The following is a 7,607-nucleotide window of genomic DNA, read 5'->3' as shown; positions in this document are numbered from 1 at the left end:
AGGTGGTGAAGGCGCTGGTGCCACCGCCGATGCGAAGCACGCCGTGAGGTGTGAGCTCCCGATAGAGGGAGATGAGTTGCCGATGGTGCGGCGAGAAGAAGGCGGGATTTACGAGCTGTGCCGACTCGTAGCTGAAGCCGCTGTAATCGGATGGAATTTTGTGGCCTTCACTCCTCCAATCAACAGAGATCGAGGCTTCCCTGGTGCTTTGTGACCAGAGCCGGGGATGAAGGGCAGTGGCTCCCAGGCCGATCAGCAGATCGCGACGGCGTAGCATCAGTTGCCTCCTTCCAACGTGGAGACAATCACGATCTCTCCAGGCTGGACAACGACATCACGCAATCCAGGCTTTGCGGCAGCAACCTCGTTCTCTTCGTACTGGGTCACGTGCTCTACCTGGCGCCACGGTGCGCTCCAGGGAATCTTGACGCGAGCGGCATCGGTACCGCGATTCAGGAGCACGATCGTCTTCTTACCTGCGGCGCCGGCGAAAGCTGAGACCAGAAGATCCGAATTGCCTGGAACAGTAGCGCTGACACGCCACATGCCCTCCTGAATATGGCGGCTATAGGCGCCGAGAATCCGGAGCTGGAAGCTGGAAGCAACCGGAACATTGCCATGTGTCTTGTCGGGAATCAGAAGAGAGCGTGACGCGCCGAAGTTGGGTTGCTCGACATCGAGAATCGTCCAGCAATACATCAGTGCAATGGCGTTCAGCTCGGTCAGGTGCTTGTGGTAGAGCTGTCCCACCTGAAAGGCTACGCGGTAGCTGGGCTCCTGCAGCTTGCCGTCGTTGAGGCAAATCTCGGTGGCCAGGTATGGTTTGTCACCCATCGCAGCGCGCATCGCCTGCAGCTGTTCGTCGTACCGGTCAGGATCGGCGGCATACTTTTGCCAGTCATAGACGTGGCTGGCGACGTAGTCCGTATCCTTCCACGCTTCAGAGTCCTGTTTCAGGTCGTTCACCCGGCCGACGCCCATCCATAGATAGGGAGCATCGGCCATGTGGATCTTCACTTCTTTGAAGCCTGCTTTGTCCAGTTCACGGCGCAGACTCTTCGTCATCTCGGCATAGACGGAGGGAATCTGTTCGACTTCGTTCTGGATACCGACGATCATCGGAGGCCTGCCGGACTTTTTCGCAGCCATACGGCAGTAGGCCACCACGATGCGGACGTACTTTTCCACGTCGGCCTGCTTGGTGACGGGTTTCTTCCATGCGTCGATGATCTTGACGGGGCCGTCGTACGGTTTCTCCGCCCATTTCGGCAGAGCCCACATCTCGTAGATCACGTGACCGCCAAGCGCGAGCATGCGGCGGGAGTAGTCGAAGTCGCTGACTTCTCCGTTGGGAAAGTTGTCGCCGTAGTAGTGAGGTGTGGCTGATGAAAGATCGTCGAAGTTGCTGAGATCCTGCTTGAGCTCCGTGCCCATCGGATATTCCCGGTGGAGCAGCAGATTGTATTTGCGGATGAGATGCCAATACTCGGTCTTGCCGTGTTCGCTCAGTTCGGCATACGCCGGAATTCCGGGGCTGCCGCCGAAGCCGAGCATGGTCTGTTGTTTGTTGTCCGGATCGATTTGCAGCGCTACGGTTTTGATCGCCGGTGGAAGCAGGGCCCCGCGCACGACGAGGTGTTGCGTGCGCGGAGCGACCAGCATTATCTGATGCCGCTGCAGGTCGAAGTACATCGGGGCTTGCAGGAGATCTTGTCCGTTGACCAGAACATGTACAGAGAGATGAGCATCAGCGACGACCGTAAGAGTCCGGGAATGTCCGGTAAACGCCTTTTCCTGCCGTACGAGGGTGCCTTTGTCCCCCAGCAGTTGCGTGCTGTCGTACCAGCGTTCTGAGAGTTTGATGTCCCCTTCGCTGAGTTCAATGGTCAGGCTGGCGCGGGGGCCGGTAAAGATCCAGCGCAACGCAGCGGGCTGCGGAAGATCGCCTTCGATTGCAACGGTACGACTGAAGAGTGCCGGCAGCATCTCATGGAAGTACTTCCGGGCGGGCTCGTTCGGACGCGTCCACCCGGGTCCGGCAGGACCGTCGGCGACAAACTCGAAATGGTCCGCTGCTTGTGTGACCGCGGGAGCAACGGTATCGGGAAGTTGCAACGGTTGCTGAGCCACTACCGGAACGGTGTCCACCRCAACGGTGACCATTGCAACAACAGCGGCGGTGAGCCACCGATGCCTTCTGTGTCTCATCCTCACTCCGTCCACCCTTCCACTGCGAGTCCTTTGCCTCGAACCACCTTATTCCGGATCGGGGCCTCGGGTAGTCCCTGGATCTGCACGGCCGTCTGCGAATTCTTCGCGGTTACATTTTCGAGGTAGATGTCGTGGAAGCGGGGTGTGTGCTCGGTGACGGGCTCGCCAGGATCGTCGGCTTTGTAACCGGTGTAATAGCCCGTGATCTGGATCGCGGTACGGACATCTTCCATGGTGATGTCCTTGTAGTGGAAGTCGCCGATGTCATTTCCGCGCCCGCGTGCGCTCTTGATCCGGATGCCCTGGTCTGAGCCCTTAAAGCTGACGCGTTCGACCCGGACATGCTGCACGCCGCCGGCAAGCTCGCTGCCGATGGAGAGACCGTGTCCATGAACAAACTCGCAATCCCGGATCGTGATGTCGCGGCTGGGAACGATGGGTTCTCYACGCTCAACCAGTCCGCTCTTGATGGCGACGTTGTCGTCGCCAGTGTCGATGTACATCGATGGTGCCTTCGCCGGTAATGGCGATATCTTCTGCCTGATCGGCATGAATCAGCGCCATGCGGCGCCATTTGGCATCTTCACGGATGGGGAAATCGTCGACCTCTTCGCTGGCCTTGAGCAGGGTGTCTTTCGCGACAGAGAGGGCCACATGGCTCTTCAGATCGAGCGGGCCGGAGAGAAAGGTGCCTCCCTGCAGGATCACGATTCCTCCACCTTTGGAGGCGCAGGTGTCGATCGCTTTCTGGATCGCGGCGGTATCTTTGGTCGCGCCGTCGGCCCTGGCGCCCATCTGGCGGGCATCACAGGTAGTGGAAGCAAAGGCTGTCGCTGTACAGAGGATTGCTGTAGCCGCAACTAATTGAAATACCATCGATAAGATCTTTCGTGCGTTGAAATCGGGGAGTTCAGATCGTGATGTGATTTTCATATTCGAAAATAGGTTTTCAGACAAAGTTGCGGGAAAACAAGTATAAGGAGTTTCACGCGAAACTTGTATTCGCGTGTTTGTGTTCTGACCTTTATCTGGCTTGAGGTGCTGTCATTCGTTCCCAGAAACGTACTCTTCGTTGCTACTTCAATACTCTGGCTCTTGTCGGTCTGGGACCTTTTCCCGACGGCGCGATGGCGGCGATCCGCGAGGCCGGGTACGACGGCGTCCAGTTCCATATCTCGCCGGAACCGCATGATCTCGAAGAAGCTTTGAAGCAAGGGCTTGGAGTCTGTGCCGCGGCGCGGGTGAACGTGCCTGAGGATGCTGTCCGTGTTGCGCAGGAGGCCCATCTGATGGGGCTGGAGTGCCTGACGCTGCACGTGGGCTGGGGTCTGGAAGACGACGATCAGGCGGTGCGATTGATTGAGGCCGTACTGAACGCTTCGGCGAAACATGCCGTTCCGATGTATGTGGAGACACATCGGGCTACGCTTTTTCAGGACATGTGGCGTGCAGTGAGCTTTCACCGGCGGTTTCCCGCCCTGGAGTTCAACGGAGACTTCTCGCACTGGTACACCGGACAGGAGATGGTCTACGGAGGCTTCGAGACCAAGTTTGCGTTCATCAAACCATTGCTGGAGTGTGTGCGGTTCATGCATGGACGGATCGGCAATCCAGGATCGATCCAGGTCGGTCTCGGCTCGGGAGACCCAGCGGAGCATCCATACATCGACCACTTCAAGGCGTTGTGGACACACGTCTTTGCCCGCTACCTGCGGGCAGAGACGGTGAAGCAGGAGTTCTTCACGTTTACGCCGGAGCTGCTCGCTCCCGACATCTACTACGCACGGACCTTCCAGGGAAAGGAAGAGAGCGACCGCTGGCAGCAATCGTTGCTGCTGCGCACGATCGCTCAGCAGTGCTTTGCCGAGGCGGCAAAGTCCGCGAAGTAAACGGCCCGGGATGTGCAATCCGGAGTGCATGGTTCCGTCTAGCGGACTAGAGCATTTCTCTGTTGCTGGGTATCCCAAAAGGGCGTGCAGCGGCGTTTTCATTGCGGAAAACGCCCATAGATGCGGAAGCCCTACCCTACACCTACAGGGAAATGCTCTATGGTTTGGCAGGTTCGCCGGCTCCGGGTTGTGCATCGCCATAGGCGACTGGACCGGCTTCAGGCTCGATGCCTGCCTGTTTCATGACCTCCTGCGCCTCCTCGGGCCACTGGCCGTTGGTGATCAGATGGTCGTTGAGAATCAGGTCGTTCTGATAGTTGGTCCACATGCCGCCGATCTTGGTGCCGTCGTGCCAGTTGGAGTCGGCAGTGTTGTCGGGTGAGATGCGGAGCGGGTAGGCGGCTCTAACAGTGTTGATGTTCAGCCATTCGCTGTCGGGGTCCTGCACGACGTTCCGGCGAACCGTAATGTAGCGAGAACCCTCATCGAGATAGAGACCGATCATCTTGCTGTTGTCGAAGATGTAGTTTTCGGTGATCAGCGTACCAGGGCTGGCGGAGAGGTTATAGATGGCTCCCCCGTCGTGGAAGAAGCGCTTGGCTCCGTGGACACGGTTGCCGGCGACGACGGTGTCACGATGCGTGGTTGGCGTAGCGTAGACGAGATTGGCCTTCCAGTCATAGCCGTGCATCCGCACGCGGTAGTTGGGGTTTCCGCCGGCATCGTGCATCCCCCAGCCGTAGCCGATGTCGATGGCATCGTAGGGCACCTCGGAGATGTCGTTGTGCAGAATGATGGCCTGTGTGATGTAGGTGCTGAGAATCGCACTGTTGTCGCGGAAGGTCTTGCTGACCAGACGGATGCGATTGTTGCGGATGATGAGCTGGCGGTTCACCATCTCCGGGCGCCGAGGATGGTGAGCGTCGCGGCGAACGCCACCGGCAAGAATGGCGCCTCCGCCAAGGTCGGTGAAGACATTTGCGGTCACCGTAACATCGCCGGTTCCTAGGCCAATGCCGCTCAGCATGGCGTCGGCGTCGTTACCGATGCCAAGGGCGTATTGGCCGAGATGCGCGAAGACATTGCCATCGAAGGTGATGCGTTCTGCTGCAGAGACCTGCACGCTTGCCGGCATCTGCTGCCATTCGTTGCGTACGCTCTCGAACTCGGTGCAGCCGAATCTGCAGGTGCTGAGCGGATCGGCAGGATAGGCGATGGCGCGGCCCGTCAGGTACGAACCGCTCTGCTGGCTGGCATAGCCCTCGGAAGAAGAGGGACCCATCCAGGTAGTGTGCGAGAAACGAATGCCGCGGAAGCTCAGATTCCTGACCGGTGTGTCATAGCTGCCGCTGATGGAGAGCAGGACTGTCACCAGGGGAAGTTCGACATCGGCCTTAGCGACGTCGACGCCGGCTGCGGGCTTGAGATACAGCTTGCCTCGACGTGGATCGACGTCCCACTGCCCAGGCTCGGAGAGAAAGGCGAATGCATTGCTGAGATAGAGATGCGCAAGTTCCGGATGGTAGGGGAAGGCAAGGCTGTCGTATCCCCATAGGTTGTTGTCCCACGCAGGCTGCTGCATGACGATCTTCATCCCGTCAATGCGTGCAACCGGAGAGAAGCGTTCGGTGAAGAAGCCGGTACCGCTGACGAGAATGCGGGATGGGTCGGGAAGAGCGGCCAGATAGTTGTATTTGGCGTCGCGTAGCGTCAGCCCTTCGCGCGTAAACGTGACATCGGCTCTTGGAAGTTCGACGCGTGCGCGGGGCGCCAGATGGCCATCGACCCATAGATCGCTGCTGTCGGTTCCCACGGGTACGTCCGCAACCCAGATGTTTTTGGCGAGGTCGAAGACCTTCCATCCGGTAACTGCGATGCCGCCGGAGATCACAGGCTTTGCATCTTTCGATGCACGCCACACTACCTGATGGTCATTCTGCCCGCCATCCGCGGCATGGAAGACCAGCGGCTGGGTGATGCGGTACATCCCATCGCTTAGTTCCACCACGACATCGTGTTGGAGGTTGATCTCGCGTACGGCTGCCTCTGCGCGTTCGAAGGTACGGAACGGCTTGCCGGCTGAGCCGTCATTGCTGTCGTTGCCGTTCGGCGCGACGGAGAGAATGACGGCATCGGGAGCCAGCTTTTGAGCCAGGGCCATCGGGGCGCCTGCGGTCAGCAACAAGGTGATGGCGGTTATGGTTCGGTGCATCGTATGTGGACCTCTGCGCCGTCGTAGCGCACTGTTTCTGTTTTCATACCCGCATCGGTGTAGATATGAATCGTCAACTCGCGGGAAGCAGTCATCGTGGGGAAGCTTCCCTGGCGAGGCAAAATGGTCAATTGTTGTTGCGACTGATCCCAGCGGAGGCGGGTGAGGGCATACTCGCCGCGCTCGTAGGCGTAGCCATCGCCTGCATCTTCATAGAGCGTGAAGGTTCCATCGGCGCCGGGATAGACATGGACGGTGTATGGCGCATCAGAGAACTGGCCGACGAACTGCCGTACCGGACCCAGCACAAGGATGGAGCCGGAACGGACAAAGACTGGAATCGTCTCAAGCGGTGCATCAGCGTTGACCCACATTCCACCCGCGTAGGGCATGCCTGTCCAGAAGTCGAACCAATCGGACGGTGCGGGCAGATAGACCCGGCGGGTATGCCGGCGTCCTTCAAGTGGCCGCGATGAACGGTCGTAGTACATCGGCTCAGTTACCGGAGCAACGAGAAGGCAATCTCCCAGAAGGAAGGTATCGTCCACCTGTCGAGTAATAGGATCATCGGGGAACTCCAATGCAAGCGGGCGAAGCATCGGTGCACCGGTGCGGCAGACGGCAGCCATCAGGGAATAGAGATGGGGTACAAGGCGAGAGCGCAGCTGGATGATCGCTGCCAGCGCGTCATAGAAAGGTTCGCCCGGTTCGCCGAAACGCCAGATCTCACGCGCGGCATCGGTGCCATGAGAACGCATCATTGGAAGGAAACAGACATACTGCATCCAGCGAACGTAGAGCTCCCAGAACCCCTTATCGCGGCAGCCGGTGTCAGCGACGTCAGGCTGCAGAGTATCCATGGGAGTGAGGCCACGGCAGCCGTCGTTGTAATCGCCTCGCCAGAACCAGAGAGTGGGATCGTTGGCGACAAAGAACCCTCCAACGTCAGTCGTCCAGAAGGGCTCGCCGGTCGCGCAGAAGTTCACGCCTTCAGGGATACACCGCCGTAGCGTCTCCCAGGTGCCGCAGATATCGCCGTTCCAGGTGACGGTGCCATAGCGATGCTGGCCGGCGTAGGATGACCGCGTGAGGTTGAGTACGCGGCGATCTTCCGTGGCATTGCGCTGGCCATCGTAGATGCCTTGCGAGTGCAGAAGAGAAAAGCTATTGATGCGGGCTTCGTCGATGTATTTCTTTGCGGCATCAGTATTGATGCGCAGTCGGGTATGCGGTTCGGGTTTTACAGCGCCTGCCCAGTCMGCTTCAAAGGGTTCGGTACAGTCGCACCACCATGC

Annotated in this window: 6 protein-coding genes and 1 pseudogene; 1 reads left to right on the top strand and 6 read right to left on the bottom strand. The window is 58.8% G+C overall.

Going from position 1 to position 7,607, the window contains the following annotated elements; all coding sequences use genetic code 11:
* From AB4043_RS14640 to AB4043_RS14625, 4 genes and pseudogenes are all read right to left on the bottom strand, one after another.
* Positions 1-277, bottom strand: a pseudogene (locus AB4043_RS14640) (hypothetical protein); the annotation flags it as partial.
* Positions 277-2,208 carry a hypothetical protein gene (locus tag AB4043_RS14635; protein WP_442307368.1) on the bottom strand — a complete coding sequence of 644 codons (1,932 nt, stop codon included), beginning with the start codon at positions 2,206-2,208 and terminating at the stop codon, positions 277-279. The gene AB4043_RS14635 and the pseudogene AB4043_RS14640, both read right to left, overlap by 1 nt.
* 2 nt (positions 2,209-2,210) lie before the next feature.
* Positions 2,211-2,714, bottom strand: a complete 504-nt coding sequence (locus tag AB4043_RS14630) for a glycosyl hydrolase family 28 protein (protein ID WP_442307367.1) — start codon at positions 2,712-2,714, stop codon at positions 2,211-2,213.
* A complete protein-coding gene (locus tag AB4043_RS14625; protein ID WP_442307366.1) occupies positions 2,662-3,087 on the bottom strand; it encodes a glycosyl hydrolase family 28-related protein in 426 nt (141 codons plus the stop codon). The genes AB4043_RS14630 and AB4043_RS14625 overlap by 53 nt, the downstream gene beginning before the upstream one ends.
* A gap of 251 nt (positions 3,088-3,338) precedes the next feature.
* Between AB4043_RS14625 and AB4043_RS14620 the strand changes: the two genes are divergently transcribed.
* Entirely contained in the window at positions 3,339-4,100 is a 762-nt protein-coding gene (locus tag AB4043_RS14620; RefSeq protein ID WP_442302383.1) for a sugar phosphate isomerase/epimerase family protein, read from the top strand.
* Positions 4,101-4,257: 157 nt separating this feature from the next.
* Here the strand turns inward: AB4043_RS14620 and AB4043_RS14615 are convergent, their stop codons facing one another.
* Both AB4043_RS14615 and AB4043_RS14610 read right to left on the bottom strand, forming a co-directional pair.
* Entirely contained in the window at positions 4,258-6,312 is a 2,055-nt protein-coding gene (locus AB4043_RS14615; protein WP_442302382.1) for a hypothetical protein, read from the bottom strand.
* Positions 6,297-7,607 (bottom strand): glycoside hydrolase family 31 protein (locus AB4043_RS14610; RefSeq protein ID WP_442307365.1); only part of this gene is annotated, 1,311 nt, incomplete at its 5' end. The genes AB4043_RS14610 and AB4043_RS14615, both read right to left, overlap by 16 nt.

The sequence above is a fragment of the Terriglobus sp. YAF25 genome, from assembly GCF_052113305.1.
Lineage (GTDB): Bacteria > Acidobacteriota > Terriglobia > Terriglobales > Acidobacteriaceae > Terriglobus.
The sequence above is the reverse complement of the archived record's forward strand: the minus strand, read 5'-3'. Positions and strand labels throughout refer to the sequence as shown.